This is a genomic window from Achromobacter xylosoxidans, assembly GCF_002192695.1.
Lineage (GTDB): Bacteria > Pseudomonadota > Gammaproteobacteria > Burkholderiales > Burkholderiaceae_B > Achromobacter > Achromobacter xylosoxidans_C.
In genome coordinates this window covers 125,767-142,833 of sequence record NZ_MTLG01000008.1, presented here as the reverse complement: position 1 = coordinate 142,833, position 17,067 = coordinate 125,767, and the positions used below count along the sequence as shown (strand labels likewise).

General features: G+C 66.1%; 18 protein-coding genes. 12 read left to right on the top strand and 6 right to left on the bottom strand.

Annotation, left to right across the window (positions count from 1 at the left end; all coding sequences use genetic code 11):
- The first annotated feature begins 13 nt into the window (after positions 1-13).
- From BRO63_RS02305 to BRO63_RS02260, 10 genes are all read left to right on the top strand, one after another.
- A complete protein-coding gene (locus BRO63_RS02305; RefSeq protein WP_088138356.1) occupies positions 14-1,741 on the top strand; it encodes a proline--tRNA ligase in 1,728 nt (575 codons plus the stop codon).
- Between the two features lie 53 nt (positions 1,742-1,794).
- Positions 1,795-2,217, top strand: a complete 423-nt coding sequence (ybgC, locus tag BRO63_RS02300; RefSeq protein WP_088138355.1) for a tol-pal system-associated acyl-CoA thioesterase — start codon at positions 1,795-1,797, stop codon at positions 2,215-2,217.
- Between the two features lie 2 nt (positions 2,218-2,219).
- Positions 2,220-2,900 carry a protein TolQ gene (tolQ, locus tag BRO63_RS02295; protein ID WP_054458511.1) on the top strand — a complete coding sequence of 227 codons (681 nt, stop codon included), beginning with the start codon at positions 2,220-2,222 and terminating at the stop codon, positions 2,898-2,900.
- A complete protein-coding gene (locus BRO63_RS02290) occupies positions 2,900-3,358 on the top strand; it encodes an ExbD/TolR family protein (RefSeq protein ID WP_054458509.1) in 459 nt (152 codons plus the stop codon). The genes tolQ and BRO63_RS02290 overlap by 1 nt, the downstream gene beginning before the upstream one ends.
- A 39-nt stretch (positions 3,359-3,397) precedes the next feature.
- Positions 3,398-4,519 (top strand): cell envelope integrity protein TolA, encoded by a 1,122-nt coding sequence (gene tolA, locus BRO63_RS02285; protein ID WP_088138354.1) that lies wholly within the window; start codon positions 3,398-3,400, stop codon positions 4,517-4,519.
- A gap of 16 nt (positions 4,520-4,535) precedes the next feature.
- On the top strand, positions 4,536-5,858 hold the full coding sequence (gene tolB / locus BRO63_RS02280) for a Tol-Pal system beta propeller repeat protein TolB (protein ID WP_179215022.1): 1,323 nt from the start codon (positions 4,536-4,538) through the stop codon (positions 5,856-5,858).
- A 31-nt stretch (positions 5,859-5,889) separates the two neighbouring features.
- Positions 5,890-6,390, top strand: a complete 501-nt coding sequence (pal, locus tag BRO63_RS02275; protein ID WP_088138352.1) for a peptidoglycan-associated lipoprotein Pal — start codon at positions 5,890-5,892, stop codon at positions 6,388-6,390.
- A gap of 87 nt (positions 6,391-6,477) precedes the next feature.
- A complete protein-coding gene (ybgF, locus tag BRO63_RS02270; protein ID WP_088138351.1) occupies positions 6,478-7,167 on the top strand; it encodes a tol-pal system protein YbgF in 690 nt (229 codons plus the stop codon).
- The gene (locus BRO63_RS02265; protein WP_088138350.1) at positions 7,167-8,210 is read left to right on the top strand and encodes a FecCD family ABC transporter permease; all 1,044 of its coding nucleotides are present in this window, start codon (positions 7,167-7,169) and stop codon (positions 8,208-8,210) included. Before ybgF ends, BRO63_RS02265 begins: the two co-directional genes overlap by 1 nt.
- Positions 8,207-9,022 carry an ABC transporter ATP-binding protein gene (locus BRO63_RS02260; RefSeq protein ID WP_088138349.1) on the top strand — a complete coding sequence of 272 codons (816 nt, stop codon included), beginning with the start codon at positions 8,207-8,209 and terminating at the stop codon, positions 9,020-9,022. The genes BRO63_RS02265 and BRO63_RS02260 overlap by 4 nt, the downstream gene beginning before the upstream one ends.
- 18 nt (positions 9,023-9,040) lie before the next feature.
- Here BRO63_RS02260 and BRO63_RS02255 read toward each other — a convergent pair whose 3' ends face one another.
- Positions 9,041-9,538, bottom strand: a complete 498-nt coding sequence (locus BRO63_RS02255) for a YbaK/EbsC family protein (protein ID WP_088138376.1) — start codon at positions 9,536-9,538, stop codon at positions 9,041-9,043.
- Positions 9,539-9,669: 131 nt separating this feature from the next.
- Between BRO63_RS02255 and BRO63_RS02250 the strand changes: the two genes are divergently transcribed.
- A complete protein-coding gene (locus tag BRO63_RS02250; RefSeq protein ID WP_088138348.1) occupies positions 9,670-10,479 on the top strand; it encodes an alpha/beta fold hydrolase in 810 nt (269 codons plus the stop codon).
- A 28-nt stretch (positions 10,480-10,507) separates the two neighbouring features.
- Here the strand turns inward: BRO63_RS02250 and BRO63_RS02245 are convergent, their stop codons facing one another.
- Positions 10,508-10,978: an Lrp/AsnC family transcriptional regulator gene (locus BRO63_RS02245; RefSeq protein ID WP_088138347.1), complete on the bottom strand. Its 471-nt coding sequence runs from the start codon at positions 10,976-10,978 to the stop codon at positions 10,508-10,510.
- Positions 10,979-11,222: 244 nt separating this feature from the next.
- Between BRO63_RS02245 and BRO63_RS02240 the strand changes: the two genes are divergently transcribed.
- Positions 11,223-12,179, top strand: a complete 957-nt coding sequence (locus BRO63_RS02240) for a DMT family transporter (RefSeq protein ID WP_256943225.1) — start codon at positions 11,223-11,225, stop codon at positions 12,177-12,179.
- Between the two features lie 7 nt (positions 12,180-12,186).
- Here BRO63_RS02240 and fusA read toward each other — a convergent pair whose 3' ends face one another.
- From fusA to BRO63_RS02220, 4 genes are all read right to left on the bottom strand, one after another.
- Entirely contained in the window at positions 12,187-14,298 is a 2,112-nt protein-coding gene (fusA, locus tag BRO63_RS02235; protein WP_088138345.1) for an elongation factor G, read from the bottom strand.
- A 270-nt stretch (positions 14,299-14,568) separates the two neighbouring features.
- A complete protein-coding gene (locus BRO63_RS02230) occupies positions 14,569-15,033 on the bottom strand; it encodes a universal stress protein (protein ID WP_013391481.1) in 465 nt (154 codons plus the stop codon).
- Positions 15,034-15,133: 100 nt separating this feature from the next.
- Entirely contained in the window at positions 15,134-15,478 is a 345-nt protein-coding gene (locus BRO63_RS02225; RefSeq protein ID WP_042796377.1) for a TIGR01244 family sulfur transferase, read from the bottom strand.
- Between the two features lie 38 nt (positions 15,479-15,516).
- Positions 15,517-16,932 (bottom strand): aminotransferase-like domain-containing protein, encoded by a 1,416-nt coding sequence (locus BRO63_RS02220; RefSeq protein ID WP_088138375.1) that lies wholly within the window; start codon positions 16,930-16,932, stop codon positions 15,517-15,519.
- Positions 16,933-17,067 lie beyond the last annotated feature (135 nt).

Here is a 17,067-nt window from a genome sequence, read left to right as displayed (position 1 = left end):
GCCACCTTTAAACATGCGCGCATCCAACTACCACATCAACACCCTCAAAGAAGCCCCTTCCGAAGCCGAAGTCGCCAGCCACCAGCTGATGACCCGGGCCGGGATGATCCGCAAGCTCGCGGGCGGCATCTACACCTACATGCCCCTGGGGCTGAAAGTCATCCGCAAGGTCGAGGCCATCGTCCGCGACGAGATGAACGCCGCGGGCGCGATCGAGCTGCTGATGCCGGTGGTCCAGCCGGCCGAGCTCTGGCAGGAGTCGGGCCGCTGGGAGCAGTACGGCGCCGAGCTGCTGCGCATCAAGGACCGGCACCAGCGCGATTTCGTGCTGCAGCCCACGTCCGAGGAAGTCATCACGGACATCGCCCGCAACGAGATCCACAGCTATCGCCAGCTGCCGGTGAACTTCTATCACATCCAGACCAAGTTCCGGGACGAACGCCGTCCGCGCTTCGGCCTGATGCGCGGACGCGAATTCACCATGAAGGACGCCTATTCCTTCGACCGCGACGAGGCCGGCGCGCAGGCCAGCTACGACACCATGTTCAACGCCTACATGCGCATTTTCGGCCGCCTGGGCCTGGAATTCCGTGCCGTGGCCGCTGATACGGGCTCGATCGGCGGCACCCGCAGCCACGAATTCCAGGTGATCGCCGACACCGGCGAAGACCTGCTGGTCTACAACGCCGACTCGGACTACGCCGCCAACATGGAGCTGGCCGAGGCCCCCGGCCTGTACCCGACCCGCGCCGAACCCGCGCAGGCCATGGCCGACGTGGCCACGCCGGGCGCCGCCAAGTGCGAGGACGTGGCCAAGCTGCTGGGCCTGCCGCTGGAGCGCACGATCAAGTCCATCGTGCTGGCCACGGACGGCGAGAAAGGCGCCGACATCTGGCTGCTGCTGCTGCGCGGCGACCACGAACTCAATGAAATCAAGGCCGGCAAGCTGCCCGGCCTGGCCGGCTTCCGTTTCGCCACGGAGACCGAGATCGTCGAGGCCTTCGGCTCCAAGCCCGGCTACCTGGGCCCGGTCAAGACCGTCCGCCCCGTGCACGTCATCGCCGATCGCACCGTGGCCAACATGGCCGATTTCGTCTGCGGCGCGAACAAGGAAGACTTCCACATCCAGGGCGTGAACTGGGGCCGCGACCTGCCCGAGCCCGAACTGGTGGCCGACCTGCGCAACGTGGTCGCCGGCGACCCCTCGCCGGACGGCAAGGGCACCCTGTCGATCCAGCGCGGCATCGAAGTGGGCCATGTCTTCTACCTGGGCAAGAAGTACTCCGAAGCGCTCAAGGCCACCTTCCTGGACGAGACCGGCAAACCCGCCGTCCTGGAAATGGGCTGCTACGGCATCGGCGTGACCCGCATCGTGGGCGCAGCCATCGAACAGAACCACGACGCCCGCGGCATCATCTGGCCGCGCGCGATCGCCCCCTTCGAGGTGGTAATCTGCCCGGTCGGCTGGGGCAAAAGTGAAACCGTGCGTGACACCGCGCAAAAGCTCTACGAATCGCTCCTGGCGCGCGGCGTGGACGTCATCCTGGACGACCGCGATGCCCGCCCGGGCGTGATGTTTGCTGAATGGGAGCTGATCGGCGCGCCGCTGCGTGTAACAGTTGGAGAACGCGGCTTGAACGATGGTGTGGTGGAATTGCAGGCCCGTCGGGAAACCGAAGCGGCCAAGATTCCGGTAGAGTCCGCGCTTGAAGCCGTGCTGACGAAACTCGACACGCTGTAAACCTTATAGTAACTACGGACTTTTCGCGTCCCGACCGCCCTTTCCTATTCATCGTGACCGATCCGAAGTCCGCCGAATCCGTCCTGCAGGTCCGTGTCTACTACGAGGACACGGATGCAGGCGGAGTGGTTTTCTACGCCAATTACTTGAAATTCCTGGAGCGCGCACGCACCGAGTGGCTGCGCGACCTGGGGGTCAACCAGTCCAATCTGGCAGTCAGCGAACAACGCCTGTTCGTTGTCCGCTCCCTGGACATGTCCTACCGCAAGCCGGCCAGGCTGGACGATTTGCTTACCATACGCAGCCGAGTCACACGACTGGGCCGCGCTTCGATACACTTCGCGCAACGCGCGGAACGCGACGGGGAACTGCTTGCCGAAGGCAACATCCAAGTCTGCTGCGTCGATGCCATTCACATGCGGCCGGCGGAGTTGCCGGCTGACGTTCGCGCCAAACTGGAATTCATTCAGGAATAACCATGCAAGTCACCAACGACATGTCGTTGCTTTCGCTGATTTCGCACGCCAGCGTGCCGGTCCAGCTGATCATGTTGATGCTGTTGGGCATTTCGATCATGTCCTGGACCTACATCTTCGCCAAGCGGCTGGCGATCAAGCGGGCCCATGCCCAGACCCGCCGCTTCGAAGACGATTTCTGGTCTGGCGGCGACCTGTCCATGCTGCAGCAGGCTGTCGCCTCGCGCCGCGATGAGCAAGGCGCGCTGGCCCGCATCTTCGATGCCGGCATGACCGAATTCCTGAAGGCCCGCCGCGGCAATGCCTCCGGCGATGCCACCGCGCTGCTGGACGGCCCGCGCCGCGCCATGCGCGCCGCCTACCAGCGTGAGATGGATTCGCTGGAATCGCACCTGAACTTCCTGGCCTCGGCCGGTTCCGTGTCTCCCTACATCGGCCTGCTGGGCACGGTCTGGGGGATCATGCACGCCTTCATCGGCCTGTCGAACATGCAGCAGGCCACGCTGGCCTCGGTGGCTCCCGGTATCGCGGAAGCGCTGATCGCCACCGCCATCGGCCTGTTCGCGGCAATTCCCGCCGTGGTCGCCTACAACCGCTTCACGAACGACATCGATCGCATCTCGATCCGTTTCGACAGCTTCGTCGATGAATTCCTGAACATTCTGCAACGGCAGGTACGCTAATGCCTTCGGTAAGCTCACGCGGCAGGTCCGGCCGCCGCATGAAGGCCGACATCAACGTGGTGCCGTACATCGACGTGATGCTGGTGCTGCTGGTCATCTTCATGGTGACCGCCCCTCTCATCACGCCCGGCCTGATCCAGCTGCCTTCGGTGGGCGCGGCCTCCGACGTGCCGGTCAAGCCGCTGGAAGTCCAGATTTCGGAAGACGGCAAGATCGCCCTGCGCGTGCGCGAACCCGGCGCCACCATGCAGGACATCGCGCGCCCCGAGCTGGTGGCGCAAGTGCGTTCGCGCATTACCGCGGAAACCCCGGTGGTCATCGCCGCCGACGGCAAGGTGCCCTACGAGACGGTCGTGAAGGTCATGGATGAACTTCGCACCAGCGGCATCACCCGCCTGGGCCTGCTGGTGGACCAGTCCGCCGGCGCTTCCCAGCCCGCACCCGCGAAAAAACGCTAACGCGACGCCTTCCGCCGGCGCCGCCGGCATGCAACGCTCATGACGCCACCCATAATCCGACACCGCAGCGGCCCCCCGGCCACCCCGCCCAACCACGACAACCGGAAGGCATTGATCCTGGCCGTGGCCGTGCACGTGCTGCTGCTGATCGTCTTGATCTTTGGCGTGAACTGGCGCTCGGAGAGCCCCGGCCCCGTGCAGGTGCAGCTCTGGGCAGACGGCAATTCGCCCGTCTCTCCGCCGCCCACGCCGCAACCCGAACCCCCAAAGCCTCAGCCCAAGCCGGAACCGAAGCCGGAGCCTGAAAAGGCGCCCGAGCCTCCCCCGCCGCCGCCCCCCAAGCCCGAGCCGGAGCCCCAGGCCCAGCCCAAGACCGAGGAAGTCGACCCCGAGATCGCGCTGCAGGAAGCCAAGAAAAAGCGCGAGCAAGAGGAAAAGGCGCGCCAGGCCGCCGAAGCCGCCAAGGAAAAGGCGCGCCTCGACGAAGAGCGCAAGCAGGCCGAGCTGAAGGAAAAGAAGCGCCTGGAGCAGGAACGCCAGGCTGCTGAAAAGGCTGCTGCCGAAAAGGCCGCCGAGAAAGCCGCCGCCGACAAGGCTGCCGCCGAGAAGAAGGCCAAGGACGACGCCGCCAAGAAGGCCGCGGCGGAAAAGGCCGCTGCTGAAAAGGCCGCCGCCGACAAGGCTGCGGAGGAAAAGGCTGAAAAGGCTGCCGCCGAGAAGGCTGCCGCCGAGAAAAAAGCCGCGGCCGAGAAGAAGGCCAAGGAAGAAGCCGCCAAGAAGGCCGCCGCCGACAAGGCGCTGAAGGATGCCTTCCGCAACGACGCCCTGGGCGCCGCCGGCATCCCTGGCGGCACGGCCGACCGCAATCAGGCGGGCGGCGGACGCGACAGCGGCTATGGCGCCAAGGTCCGCGCCTGCGTACAACCCGGGGTGGCTTATCCGCCCCCGGCCCGCAGCGGATCGGAAAATCCCACGGCACAATACCGGGTACAGTTAGGTTCCGACGGGAAGGTCAATGGCGTTACCTTGACCAGTTCTTCGGGCAATGTCGGCTTCGACCGCGCGGTCGAGACGGGCATCCGCCGTTGCAACCCCTTCCCGAAGCCCTCGACGGGCCGCTACGAACCCATTATTGACGTTGTGTACAGAATGTATGATTGACAGGAGATTGATGAATATGACTCCCGCTTATAGCCGACGAGTACCCCCCCTCGCTCTCTGGCGATCGTATGGACTCGGGCTGCTGATGCTGACCCTGGCCTGCCTGATGGCCATCAAGCCCGCCCATGCGCAGCTGCGCGTCGATATTTCCGGTACCGGCGCCACCCAATACCCCGTGGCCATCGCCGACTTCGCGGTCGACGACACCCATGGCCGCGCCCTGGCCGAAGTCATCCGCGCCGACCTGACCCGCACGGGCCAGTTCCGCCTGATCAACGCCGCCGGTTCCGGCCTGAACGTGGACTCCCCCATCGCCCATGACGACTGGCGCGGCAAGGGTGCCGATTTCATCGCCTACGGCAGCATCGTGCGCGGCGCCGACGGCCGCTACGACGTCCGCTACCGCCTGGCCGACACGGTCAAGAAGGGCCAGCTGGACGGCGTGGCGTTCTCGGGCACCGAGCAGGAACTGCGCCGTGTGGCGCACCAGATCGCCGACCGCATTTACGAGAAGATCACCGGCGTTAAGGGCGTCTTCTCGACCCGTATCGCGTACGTGCTGAAGAAGGGCGCCACCTATGAACTGCAGGTGGCGGACGCCGACGGGCAGAACCCCCAGGTCGCCCTGCGTTCGCGCGAGCCCATCATTTCGCCGTCCTGGTCGCCCGATGGCAGCAAGCTCGCCTATGTGAGCTTCGAATCCGGCAAACCTGTCGTCTACGTGCACAATCTGGCAACCAGCGCCCGTTCGCCTGTTGCCAACTTCAAGGGCAACAACAGCGCCCCGGGCTGGTCGCCCGATGGCAGCAAGCTGGCGGTGGCTCTGACCCGCGATGGTTTGTCGCAAATTTACATCGTTGGCGCGACCGACGGCTCGAATCCGACCCGAGTTACGCGTTCTCCCGGGATTGACACCGAACCGAGCTTTACGCCAGACGGTGCTTCCATTATCTTTACGAGTGACCGCAGCGGCGGGCCGCAGATCTACCAGACCGGCTCGAGTGGTGGCGAAGCACGCCGCCTCACGTTTAATGGTGGTTACAACATATCACCCCGAATTTCCCCCGATGGATCGACGCTACTGTACGTTGCAAGACGCGACGGCGCGTTTCGAATCGCATCGTTGAACCTGTCCTCAGGCTCCGAGACCTTGTTGACTGATGGTCGTGACGATCAGTCCCCGAGTTTTGCGCCGAATGGAATGCAAGTCCTTTACGCCGCCATCCAAAATGGCCGTAGCGTGCTTGCTGGTGTCTCGAGCGATGGCCGCGTACGGCAGACGCTTTCGGTACTGAATGGGGAAATACGTGAACCGACTTGGGGCCCATTTACCCGATAACACGTGTGACTCTCTTTGCAAAGGAACTATCATGAAGTCGCGCATTGCCAAAAGCCTAACCATCGCCGCTCTGGCTGCCACCCTGGCAGCTTGCAGCTCCGTCCCTCTCGACGATAAAGCGGGTCAGGGCGGAGGCGCTGGCCAAGGATCCTCGGCCTCTGGCCAGATCCTTGATCCCTTCAACCCCCAAAGCATCCTGGCGCAACAGCGCTCGGTGTACTTTGACTTCGACAGCTACACGGTGTCGGACCAGTACCGCAGCTTGGTCGAAACCCACGCCAAGTACCTGGCCTCGCATCAGCAGCAGACCATCAAGATCGAAGGCAACACCGACGAACGCGGCGGCGCTGAATACAACCTGGCCCTGGGCCAGCGCCGTGCCGACGCTGTGCGCCGCATGATGACCCTGCTGGGCGTCAGCGACAACCAGATCGAAACCATCAGCTTCGGTAAAGAAAAGCCGAAGTCGACGGGCACGTCGGAAGCCGACTTTGCGGAAAACCGCCGCGCCGATATCGTTTATCGCCGCTAAGCTTTTTCGTATAGTCTAGAGCCCTACCACGCGTCGGGACGGTCAACCGGCCGTCCCGACGTTTGCTTTTATACCCCGGGAATTTTCATGCGCGATAACGTTCTGTCCCTGCGTCCTCTGATTGCGGCCACCGGCTTGGTGTTTGCGACCCTTGCGGTGCCCGCCCACGCTTTTTCCGATGATGAAGCCCGCCGGGCCATCCTGGATTTGCGCCAACAGGTGCAGCAACAGAACGAACAAAGCCAGCGCGCCAAGCTGCAATTGGCCGACCAGATCCAGGCCTTGCAGCAGGAAGTCGCGCAACTGCGCGACCAGCTCGAACTGGTGTCGCGCCAGCAGCCCTCGGCCAAGCCGGGTGGCGCCGCGGGCAGCGCCAATCCGCCGGGAGCCGCCGCTGGCGATGCCCAGGAGCAGGCCGCCTATGACGGCGCGATCGATCTGTTCCGCAAGGGCCAGTACAAGGAAGCCTCCGAATCGCTGGCCGCCTTCACCGCCCTGTATCCCGCCAGCCAGCTCGCGCCCAGCGCCCAGTTCTACCTGGGCAGCAGCCGCTACGCGCTGAAGGATTTCAAGGGCGCCATCGAACAGCTGAACGCCATGGTGCAGAAGGCCCCGGACAACGCGCGCGCGCCGGACGCCTTGCTGGTCATCGCCGGCAGCCAGATCGAAATGAACAACCGCGCCGGCGCCAAGACCACGCTGCAGCGCATCGTCCGCGACTACCCGACCACGCCGGCCGCCAGCACGGCCAAGAGCCGCCTGCAGCTGCTGCAGTAATGCCGCCTGCCGCAAGCGCGGTTGCCGCTTACCGGCACATCCTGCGCCGCCGGGCAGGGCTTATCGCCCTGCTGCTGGCGGCGCTTTTCATTGCGCTGCTGGCCGACTTCACGGTGGGTCCCTCGGGCCTGCCCTGGGGCGAACTGTGGCGCACGCTCACCAATCCCGACTCGGCCGATCCGACCACCCGCGTGATCGTGTGGGACATCCGCCTGCCCTCCGCCCTTATGGCCGCGCTGGTCGGCATGGCGCTGGGGATGGCGGGCGCGGAAATGCAGACGATCCTGAACAATCCCCTGGCCAGCCCGTTCACGCTGGGCGTGTCGTCCGCCGCGGCCTTTGGCGCCTCGCTGGCCATCGTGTTGCAGCTGGGCGTGCCCGGCCTCCCCGCCGGCTGGCTGGTGGCGGGCAACGCCTTCCTGTTCGCGCTGCTGGCGGCGCTGATGCTGGACGCCGTGACCCGCTGGGGCGGCATGAATACCTCGGGCGTGGTGCTGTTCGGCATCGCCATGCTGTTCACCTTCAATGCGCTGGTGTCGCTGGTGCAGTTCATGGCCAGCGCCGAGGCGCTGCAGAACCTGGTGTTCTGGACCATGGGCAGCCTGTCGCGCTCCAGCTGGACAACGGTCGTCGTGCTAGCTGCGGCCTTTGCCGTGGCGCTGCCGCTGGCCATGCGCCAATCCTGGAAACTGACCGCGCTGCGCCTGGGCGAGGACCGCGCCGCGAGCTTCGGCGTGGACGTGCGCCGCGTGCGCGTCGCGGCGCTGGCCCGGGTCAGCCTGCTATCGGCGCTGGCGGTGGCCTTTGTCGGCACCATAGGCTTCATCGGCCTGGTCGCGCCGCACATCGCGCGGCGGCTGTTTGGCGAGGACCATCGATTCTTCCTGCCGGGCAGCGCGCTGGTCGGCGCGGTGATCCTGTCGCTGGCGTCGATCGCCTCCAAGAACCTCATGCCGGGCGTGATCGTGCCGGTGGGCATCGTGACCGCCCTGGTCGGCATCCCCTTCTTTGCGTCGGTCGTGCTGCGCCGGCAGATGCCATGACCGAGTCCCCCACGGCACCCACAGCCGCAGCCGCGCTTGCCGTGCGCGGCTTGACGGCCGGCTACGGGCGCGCGGACGTGCTGCACGGGCTATCGATACCCGAACTGCCCGCCGGTAAGGTCACCGCCCTGCTCGGCCCCAACGGCAGCGGCAAGTCGACCTTGCTCAAGGCGCTGGCAGGCCTGGTCCGCGCGCGCGCCGGCGACGTCACCCTGGACGGCCGCGACCTGCTGCGCCAGAGCTTCGGCGAACGCGCGCGGCACCTGGTCTATCTGCCCCAGGGCCTGCCTGCCGCGGTGCACTTGCGGGTATTCGAATCCGTGCTGGTGGCGGCCAAGGCCGGCGACGGCCTGGGCACGCCGGTGGACATGCAGGCCATAGACCGACTGCTGGAGCGCCTGGGCATCGCCCATCTGGCCTTGCAGTACCTGGATTCGCTATCCGGCGGACAGAAGCAGCTGGTGGGGCTGGCGCAGGCATTGATCCGCCATCCGCGCGTGCTGCTCCTGGACGAACCGCTGTCGGCCCTGGACCTGAATTACCAGTTCCATGTCATGCAACTGCTGCGGCAGGAAACCCGGGAGCATGGCCTGATCAGCGTCATCGTGCTGCATGACCTGAACGTGGCGCTACAGCACGCAGACCGGGTCGTCATGATCCATGACGGCCGGCTGCACGCGGCGGGCCTGCCGGCGGACGTGATCACGCCCGCCTCGCTGGCGGCCGTCTACGGGGTGGAAGGACGGGTGGAGACCTGCTCGCGCGGTTTGCGGCAGGTGCTGATCGATGGACTGCAAGCGCACCCGCACTGATTGCGGGCAGGCGCGATTTCAGGCGCGCAGCGCCACATCCACGACCGGCGCGCCGGTCATGTCCGCCAGTTGCCGCGGCGTCAGGTTGAACACCGCATGCGGGTGCCCGGCGGCGGCCCACAGGCTGTCGTAGTTGAAGAGATCCGCGTCCAGCAGCATCACCGGCTTGACCGCATGACCAATGGGGCAAACACCGCCGATCGCGTAGCCGGTCATGTCGCGCACGAACTTCGCGTCCGCCTTGGCCAGCGGGCCCACCTGCGAGGCCACCTTGGCCTCGTCCACGCGGTTCGCGCCGCTGGCGATGACCAGCACCGGCGCGTCATCCGTGGCGCGCCGGAAGATGATGGACTTGGCGATCTGCGCGACCTCGCAGCCTAGCCCCGCCGCCGCTTCCGCCGAAGTCTTGCCGGTTTGCGGCAGGACGACCACGGGCTTGTCATGCCCCAATTCCAGCAGCAGGCGCGCGACGCGTTGGGCGGATTCGGGCAAGGCGGCAAGAGACTCGGGGGACATCAGGGCGGCTCCGTTGAATTGGGAAATCGGCGCGGGCATCCGTGCCAGCGCATCGGAAAACGAGTTTATCAGCGCCGGGGCGCGACGCCAGCGGGCTAGAATGCGCTCCTGGCTTTCCCCATACGACACCCATGCGTTCCGAACCCGTCCTGCCCCTGCAAACCGCCCTGGTCGGCGGCTACGCCCTGTCATACACCGAGTACGGCAGCGGCGCGCCCTTGGTGCTGGTGCATGGTTCCCTGTCCGACTGCCGCTATTGGAAGTCGCAGATGGCGCCGCTGGGCAAGTCGTTCCGGGTGCTGGCGGTCTGCCTGCGCCGCTACTGGCCCGAGACCTGGGACGGCGAGGGGGACGGCTTTTCCATCGAACAGCATGCCAGCGACGTGCTGGAATTCATCGATACCGTGGCGGGCGAACCGGCCCATCTGGTGGGCCATTCCCGCGGCGGCCGCGTGGCGCTGGAAGCGGCGCTGCAGCAGCCCGGCGCGCTGCGCAGCCTGACCCTGGCCGATCCTGGCCTGCCGCTGCCCGGCGACGACGACCTGCGCGGGGGCTTTCGCCAGCGCGCGCTGGCGCTCATCCGCGACGGCGAGATCGAAGACGGCCTGGCGCTGTTCGTGGATACCGTGACCGGACCCGACACCTGGCACCGCATGGTGCCGTGGTTCAAGGAGATGGTGCGCGACAACGTCGGCACGCTGTTCGGACAGGCCGAGGAAAAGCCCGAAGCGCTGACGCGCGCGCAGATCGGCACGCTGAAGCTGCCGACCCTGCTGATTGGCGGCGCGCTCAGCCCCGCGCCCTATCCGGCCGTTTTGGATGCCCTGTCGCAATGGCTGCCGCAAGCGCAGCGCGTGACGATCACCGGATCGTCGCATGGCATGAACCTGGGCAATCCGCGCGCCTTCAACGGCGCGATCGAGGCATTCATCAACGGCTGACGCCGGCGCTGTCCGGCCGCAGCCCGCCTCAGGGCTCGACCGAAGGCGTGTGCTTCAGGCGCCGCAACACGAAGGTGGAACGGCTGTGGCGCACGCCGCGCAGCTTGTACAGCCGCTTGCGCAGGAACTCCTCGTAGCCTTCGGTGCCCGCCACCGCCACCTTGATCAGGTAGTCGTATTCGCCCGTCACGAGAAAGGCCTCGACCACTTCCGGCAGCCGCGTGATCTCTTCGCCGAAGCGCGCCAGCGTGTCGTCGTCGTGATGTTCCAGCGTCACCTCGATCATGACGGTGTCCGGCAGGCCCAGCGCCTTCTGGTTCAAAAGGGCCGCGTAGCCCTCGATCACGCCCGCCTCTTCCAGCGCCTTGACCCGGTTCCAGCATGGCGTGGGCGACAGGCCCACCTGCTCGGCCAGCTTCAGGTTGGTGAGGCGTCCGTCCGCACGCAGCGCGCGCAGGATCTTGCGGTCGGTTTCGTCGATTTTGGGGGGTGTGGACATGGTTGACGCAGCAAAAGGAGAATATCTCTTAAGAATCTAATTGTATTAGATAGATATTTCCCATATTCCCCAAATATGGCGTGAATCAGGAAACCTATTTTGCTTTCCTGCCCGTAGACTTTCCAGCAAGACGGCCACCTATCCCGGCCGTCCGATTTCGGCGTCCACGCTGCGGCACAACCCGACGCGGAAGCCGGCAGTATCAACGCAGCACGCCGCGCGCCGATCCGCGCGGCAGGAAACCATGTCTCTCGCAGCAGCAGCACCCGCAAGAACCGGCCTGGGCTTTTCCGGCACCGCCATGCTTTTCGCCGCTCCGGCGCTCTTCGCCTCCAACATGGTGGCGGCCCGCTGGGCCCACGACGCCAACCTTCCCCCTGTTTTCCTGGCCTTCGGCCGCTGGCTGATCGCCCTGCTGATCCTGCTGCCGCTGGCCGCGCCCGCCCTGCGCGCGCATCGCAAGACACTGTGGCGCGCCCTGCCCTCGCTGGCGCCGCTGGCGGTGCTGGGCATGGGCGTGGCCGTGGCGCCGCAGTACATCGGCGCCCAGAACACCAGCGCGACCAATATCGCGCTGATCTTTTCGTGCAGCCCCATCCTGGTGGCGCTGCTGGAAGCCGTCATCTGGCGCAAGCCGCTGTCAGCCCTGCGCGGCGCGGGCCTGGCGCTGGCGCTGGGCGGCGTGCTGGTGGTGCTGGCGCGCGGCGACGCGCAGACACTGGCCCGCCTGGATTTCGGCCAAGGCGATCTCTGGGTGCTGCTGGCCGCCACCGGCTGGGCCTTCTACACCGTGCTGCAAAAGCGCTTGAGCCTGCCCGCGGTGCCGGACAGCGCCCGGCTGGCGACCCTGATGCTGGGCGGCGTGCTGGCGCTGGCGCCGTTTGCCGCGATCGAGGCCGCGGTCGGCGCCACGCCGCCCTGGGGCGATCCGCGCCTGGCCGCGGTGCTGCTGTTCCTGGCGGTGGTGCCCAGCCTGGGCGCGTACTACGTGTACGGCCGCCTGATCAGCCAGGCCGGACCGGCCACGGCGGGCCTGTCGATGTTCCTGGTGCCGGTCTATGCCGCGCTGCTGGCCTGGCCGCTGCTGGGCGAGGCCCCGCAGCTGTTCCATGCCTACGGCTTCGTGATGATCCTGCTGGGCGTGAAGCTGGCCTCGTCGCGCATGCGCGCGGCGGCGGCCACGGCCGCCGCCCCCGCCTGAAACGGACTCAGCGGCCCGAGCCCTGGGCCGCCATCACTTCCTGCGCCACCTGGCGCGGCGCCTCGGCATAGTGCTTGAACTCCATGCTGTAGGTCGCACGCCCCTGGGTCAGCGAACGCAAGGAAGTGGAATAGCCGAACATCTCGGCCAGCGGCACTTCGGCGCGCACCAGCTTGCCGCTGCCCCCGGCGATGTCCTCCATGCCCTGGACCATGCCGCGGCGCGAGGACAGGTCGCCCATGACGTTGCCGGTGAAGTCCTCGGGCGTTTCCACTTCGACGTGCATCATGGGTTCCAGCAGCACCGGATCCGCGCGGCGCATGCCTTCCTTGAAGGCCATCGAGCCCGCCATCTTGAAGGCGTTCTCGTTCGAGTCCACGTCGTGGTACGAGCCGAAGAACAGCGTCGCCTTCACGTCCACCACGGGATAGCCTGCCAAGATGCCCGCGTTCAGCGCCTCGCGTATGCCCTTGTCGACGGCTGGAATGAACTCGCGCGGCACCACGCCGCCCTTGATGGCGTCGACGAATTCATAACCCTTGCCGGGCTCTTGCGGCTCCAGCTTGAGCACCACATGGCCGTACTGGCCGCGCCCGCCGGATTGCTTGACGAACTTGCCTTCGACCTCGTTGCAGGCCTTGCGGATGGTCTCGCGGTACGCGACCTGGGGCTTGCCCACCGTGGCCTCGACACCGAACTCGCGCTTCATGCGGTCGACCAGGATTTCCAGGTGCAGCTCGCCCATGCCGGAAATGATGGTCTGCCCGGATTCCTCGTCCGTGCGCACGCGGAAGGACGGGTCTTCCTGTGCCAGACGGCCCAGCGCGATGCCCATTTTTTCCTGGTCGGCCTTGGTCTTGGGCTCCACGGCCTGGGAAATCACGGGCTCCGGAAAGACCATGCGCTCCAGGATGATGATGTGGGCGGGATCGGTCAGTGTGTCGCCGGTGGTGACGTCCTTGATGCCCACCGCCGCCGCGATGTCGCCCGCGTAGACCTCGGTGATCTCGCGCCGCTCGTTGGCGTGCATCTGCAGGATGCGGCCCAGCCTTTCCTTCTTTTCCTTGATGGGGTTGTAGACCGAGTCGCCCGACTTCACCACGCCGGAATAGACGCGGAAGAACACCAGTTGGCCGACAAACGGGTCCGTCATGATCTTGAAGGCCAAGGCCGAGAACGGTTCGTTGTCGGTGGGATGGCGTTCGATTTCGCGGTCGCGCTGGTCGTGGCCCTTGATGGCGGGCACATCCACGGGCGAAGGCATGTAATCGATGACCGCGTCCAGCATGGCCTGCACGCCCTTGTTCTTGAACGCGCTGCCACAGAGCATGGGCACGATTTCGTTGGCGACCGTGCGCATGCGCAGGCCTTGCTTGATTTCGTCCTCGGTCAAGGGTTCGCCCGACAGGTATTTTTCCAGCAGGGTTTCGTTGGCTTCCGCGGCCTTCTCCACCATCTTGTCGTGCCATTCCTGCGCCTGCGCCTGCATCGCGGCGGGGATGTCGCGGTACTCGAAGCGCACGCCCTGGCTGGCCTCGTCCCAGATGATGGCCTTCATCTTGACCAGGTCGATCACGCCTTCGAAATGATCCTCGGCGCCCACCGGCAGCTGGATGGGCACGGCATCGCCCTTCAGGCGTTCGGCGATCTGGCGCTGCACGCGCAGGAAGTCCGCGCCGACGCGGTCCATCTTGTTGACGAAGGCCAGGCGCGGCACCTTGTACTTGTTGGCCTGGCGCCAGACGGTTTCGGATTGCGGCTGCACGCCGCCCACGGCGTCGTAGACCATGACCGCGCCATCCAGCACGCGCATGGAGCGTTCGACCTCGATGGTGAAGTCGACGTGGCCCGGCGTGTCGATGATATTGATGCGGTGTTCGGGGTAATTGCCCGCCATGCCCTTCCAGAAGGCGGTGGTGGCGGCCGACGTGATGGTGATGCCGCGCTCCTGCTCCTGCTCCATCCAGTCCATCACGGCGGCGCCGTCATGCACTTCGCCGATCTTGTGGGTGATGCCGGTATAGAAGAGGATGCGCTCGGTGGTCGTCGTTTTGCCCGCGTCGATATGGGCGCTGATGCCGATATTGCGGTATAGCTCGATACGCGTCTTGCGAGTCATGGCCTCTTCCCTTGCAGTGAACTACCGGGCGAAGACGGCAAGCCCGACCGGGCCTTGCCGCGGCGGGCGCCATGCCGCGTAGGGTGCTTGAGAATGGCGAAATCGCGCCCGCACTGATTCACAAATATTACGCGCGGCACGGCAAGAAACAAGCCTAGTCCCTGCAAGGGCCAAGGATAAAAAAAGCCCCTCCGACAGGAGGGGCTCGTTTGCCATGCACCAGCCTGGGGCGAGCCTCAGGGGCTGCCCACAGCGGCGTATCCGTGCAGGCTACTTCTTTTCTTCCTTGACGCGGTACACCAGCACCGCCGTGCTGGCCAGCGACAGGACCTTGGCGGTGACGCTGCCCAGCAGCAGGCGCGACAGGCCGCTGCGGCCGTGGCTGCCGATGAAGATCAGGTCGCAACCGGCGTCGGCGGCGGCTTGCACGATGCCGTCGGCCACGTTGAAGTTCGACACGGCGCGCGACTCGGACTTCACGCCGGCGGTGTCGGCGCGGTCGGTGATCTGCTTGAGGTACTTGTCGGCCTGCTCGGCGGAAGCTTTTTCGTAGTCTTCGTCGGTGATGGCGTAGGCGGCGGCCATGCCGTCGAAGCCGATGGTGGCTGCGAAAGGCTGGGTCACGTAGAGCGCGACGACTTCAGCGCCCACGGAGCGCGCGAAGCAAATACCGGCATTGGCGGCTTGGGCCGAGAGCGGGGAACCGTCGGTGGGAATCAGGATCTTCTTGAACATCTTGCCTGCTCCTGTTTGTGAGGTACCTCCATGCTACCGGAAACGCGCCAGGTTCACATCAACCGAACCCGGCGCGCCTTGACGCGCGTCAAGCGCGCGTTCAGCCCAGCTGCTGGGCGGCGGCAAACAGATTGGTGCAGCGGGTGCCGGTGCGGCAGTAGGCCAGGACCGGACCCGGCAGGGTGCGCAGCAGCTCGGCGAAACGCACCACGTCGGCCGCGGTCATGGCGCTGCCGACCACGGGCTGGTATTCGATCTGCAGGCCGGCGGCCAGGGCGGCCTTGGACACGTCCGCGGCGGTGGGCTGGTCCGGACCGCCTTCGAAATCGGGACGGTTGATGATGACGCTCTTGTAGCCGGCGGCGGCGACGTCCGCCATGTCGTCCGGGCCGAGCTGGGGCGCGACGGCAAAATTCTGGGTCAGGGGCTTGATGGGTGCGGACATGGCGTTTCCTTCAATGGCTTCAACGGGATAGCTCTCTATTATTGATTGCTCGCGGCGTTTTGCGCGAAGATTTTTTCCAGATCGGTCCAGACGCCGCGGTGATCCACGATGGTGACTGAAAAGCGCAGCATGGTCGAAGGCGCCTGGGACGGGGAAAACAGCGTGCCCGGCGCCAGCAGCATGCCGTGGTCGGCTGCCACGCGCGCCAGCGCCTCGGTATCGCGGCCGTAATCGGCCCACACGAACATGCCGGCGTGCGGCTCGTGGTGCACGGTCAGCCCCAGTTTCAACAGGCCTTTCAGGCAGCGCTGGCGGGCGTCGTCCACCCGCAGGCGCACGCGCTCGATGTGGCGGCGGTACTGCCCTTCCATCAGCACGCGGTGGATGACCCGCTCGCCCAACTCGGGCGAGGTCAGGCCGGCCAGCATCTTCAGGTCGGCGAGCTTCTGCAGGATCTCGGGATTGGCGGCCAGATAGCCCACGCGCAGACTGGCCGCCAGCATCTTGGAATAGCCGCCCACCAGGATCACCCGCTTCAGGCGGTCCAGCGCGGCCAGTTTCATGGCGCCGCCCGGATGCAGTTCGCCGTAGGTGTCGTCCTCGACCACCAGGAAATCGTGGCGTTCGGCGATGCGCAGGATGTCGTAGGCGGCGCCGGCCGACAGCGTGTGGCCGGTGGGGTTGTGCACCGAACCGTTGATGATGAAAAGCTTGGGTTTGTGCTGGGCCGCCAGTTGCTCCAGCAGCGCCGTGTCGGGGCCGTCCGGGCCGCGCGGCACGCCGATCAGGCGCGCGCCGAAGGCGGCCAGCCGGCCGAAGATGACGAACCAGGCCGGGTCTTCGACCAGTACGGTGTCGCCCGGCTTGACCAGGTGCCGCGCGATCAGGTCCAGTCCGTGCGTGACGCCGTTGGTCGTAAGCAGGTTGTGTTCCGGATGCGCCGGGACGCCCTCGTTCTGCAGGAAGGCGGCGATCTGCTGGCGCAGCGGCGCGAAGCCCTGGGGATGCCCATAGCTGACCAGGTGGCCGCGCACCGAGCGCCCCACGGCACGCACCGCGCCCGCCACCATCTCGGGATCCAGCCAGTCCGCCGGCAGCAGCCCCGCCCCGCCCGGCATGCCCGAGGGATTGGTATCGCGGAACATGCTGCGCAGCAGCCAGGCGACGTCGATCCGGGCAGGCGGCGCAAGCGACGCGGGCGCCGCGCTGGCCACCGCGGCCAGTTGGCCGCTGCGCGCCCGCACAAAGAACCCGGCGCCACGGCGCGACTGCACCAGGCCGCTCGCCACCAGCCGGTCGTAGGCTTCGACCACGGTGAAACGGCTGACGCCCGACTGTTCCGCCATTTTGCGGATCGACGGCAGGCGGGTGCCGGGCCGCAGGCCCTGTTCGTCGATGCGGCGCGCCAGCCCGTCGGCCAGCTGCGCCACCAGGGTGGCGTCGGCCTGGCGCACGGGTTGCCAGGGCATGGGGGAAGAAGCGGCGGCAGCAACTGTCATGGGGATTTCACCAGGCCAGTAAGTAAAGTGATATGCAAAAGTGTACCGGTACTGTACCGATGACTATGCGTAGAGTGACAGCAATGCCGA

What these genes read in the sequence shown, in the direction of transcription:
- BRO63_RS02230 (WP_013391481.1), bottom strand. Translation starts at nt 15,033, where the DNA reads ATGTTCAAGAAGATCCTGATTCCCACCGACGGTTCCCCGCTCTCGGCC.
- ybgF (WP_088138351.1), top strand. Translation starts at nt 6,478, where the DNA reads ATGCGCGATAACGTTCTGTCCCTGCGTCCTCTGATTGCGGCCACCGGC.
- tolA (WP_088138354.1), top strand. Translation starts at nt 3,398, where the DNA reads ATGACGCCACCCATAATCCGACACCGCAGCGGCCCCCCGGCCACCCCG.
- tolB (WP_179215022.1), top strand. Translation starts at nt 4,536, where the DNA reads ATGACTCCCGCTTATAGCCGACGAGTACCCCCCCTCGCTCTCTGGCGA.
- pal (WP_088138352.1), top strand. Translation starts at nt 5,890, where the DNA reads ATGAAGTCGCGCATTGCCAAAAGCCTAACCATCGCCGCTCTGGCTGCC.
- tolQ (WP_054458511.1), top strand. Translation starts at nt 2,220, where the DNA reads ATGCAAGTCACCAACGACATGTCGTTGCTTTCGCTGATTTCGCACGCC.
- BRO63_RS02305 (WP_088138356.1), top strand. Translation starts at nt 14, where the DNA reads ATGCGCGCATCCAACTACCACATCAACACCCTCAAAGAAGCCCCTTCC.
- BRO63_RS02240 (WP_256943225.1), top strand. Translation starts at nt 11,223, where the DNA reads ATGTCTCTCGCAGCAGCAGCACCCGCAAGAACCGGCCTGGGCTTTTCC.
- BRO63_RS02290 (WP_054458509.1), top strand. Translation starts at nt 2,900, where the DNA reads ATGCCTTCGGTAAGCTCACGCGGCAGGTCCGGCCGCCGCATGAAGGCC.
- fusA (WP_088138345.1), bottom strand. Translation starts at nt 14,298, where the DNA reads ATGACTCGCAAGACGCGTATCGAGCTATACCGCAATATCGGCATCAGC.
- BRO63_RS02250 (WP_088138348.1), top strand. Translation starts at nt 9,670, where the DNA reads ATGCGTTCCGAACCCGTCCTGCCCCTGCAAACCGCCCTGGTCGGCGGC.
- BRO63_RS02225 (WP_042796377.1), bottom strand. Translation starts at nt 15,478, where the DNA reads ATGTCCGCACCCATCAAGCCCCTGACCCAGAATTTTGCCGTCGCGCCC.
- BRO63_RS02265 (WP_088138350.1), top strand. Translation starts at nt 7,167, where the DNA reads ATGCCGCCTGCCGCAAGCGCGGTTGCCGCTTACCGGCACATCCTGCGC.
- BRO63_RS02260 (WP_088138349.1), top strand. Translation starts at nt 8,207, where the DNA reads ATGACCGAGTCCCCCACGGCACCCACAGCCGCAGCCGCGCTTGCCGTG.
- BRO63_RS02245 (WP_088138347.1), bottom strand. Translation starts at nt 10,978, where the DNA reads ATGTCCACACCCCCCAAAATCGACGAAACCGACCGCAAGATCCTGCGC.
- BRO63_RS02255 (WP_088138376.1), bottom strand. Translation starts at nt 9,538, where the DNA reads ATGTCCCCCGAGTCTCTTGCCGCCTTGCCCGAATCCGCCCAACGCGTC.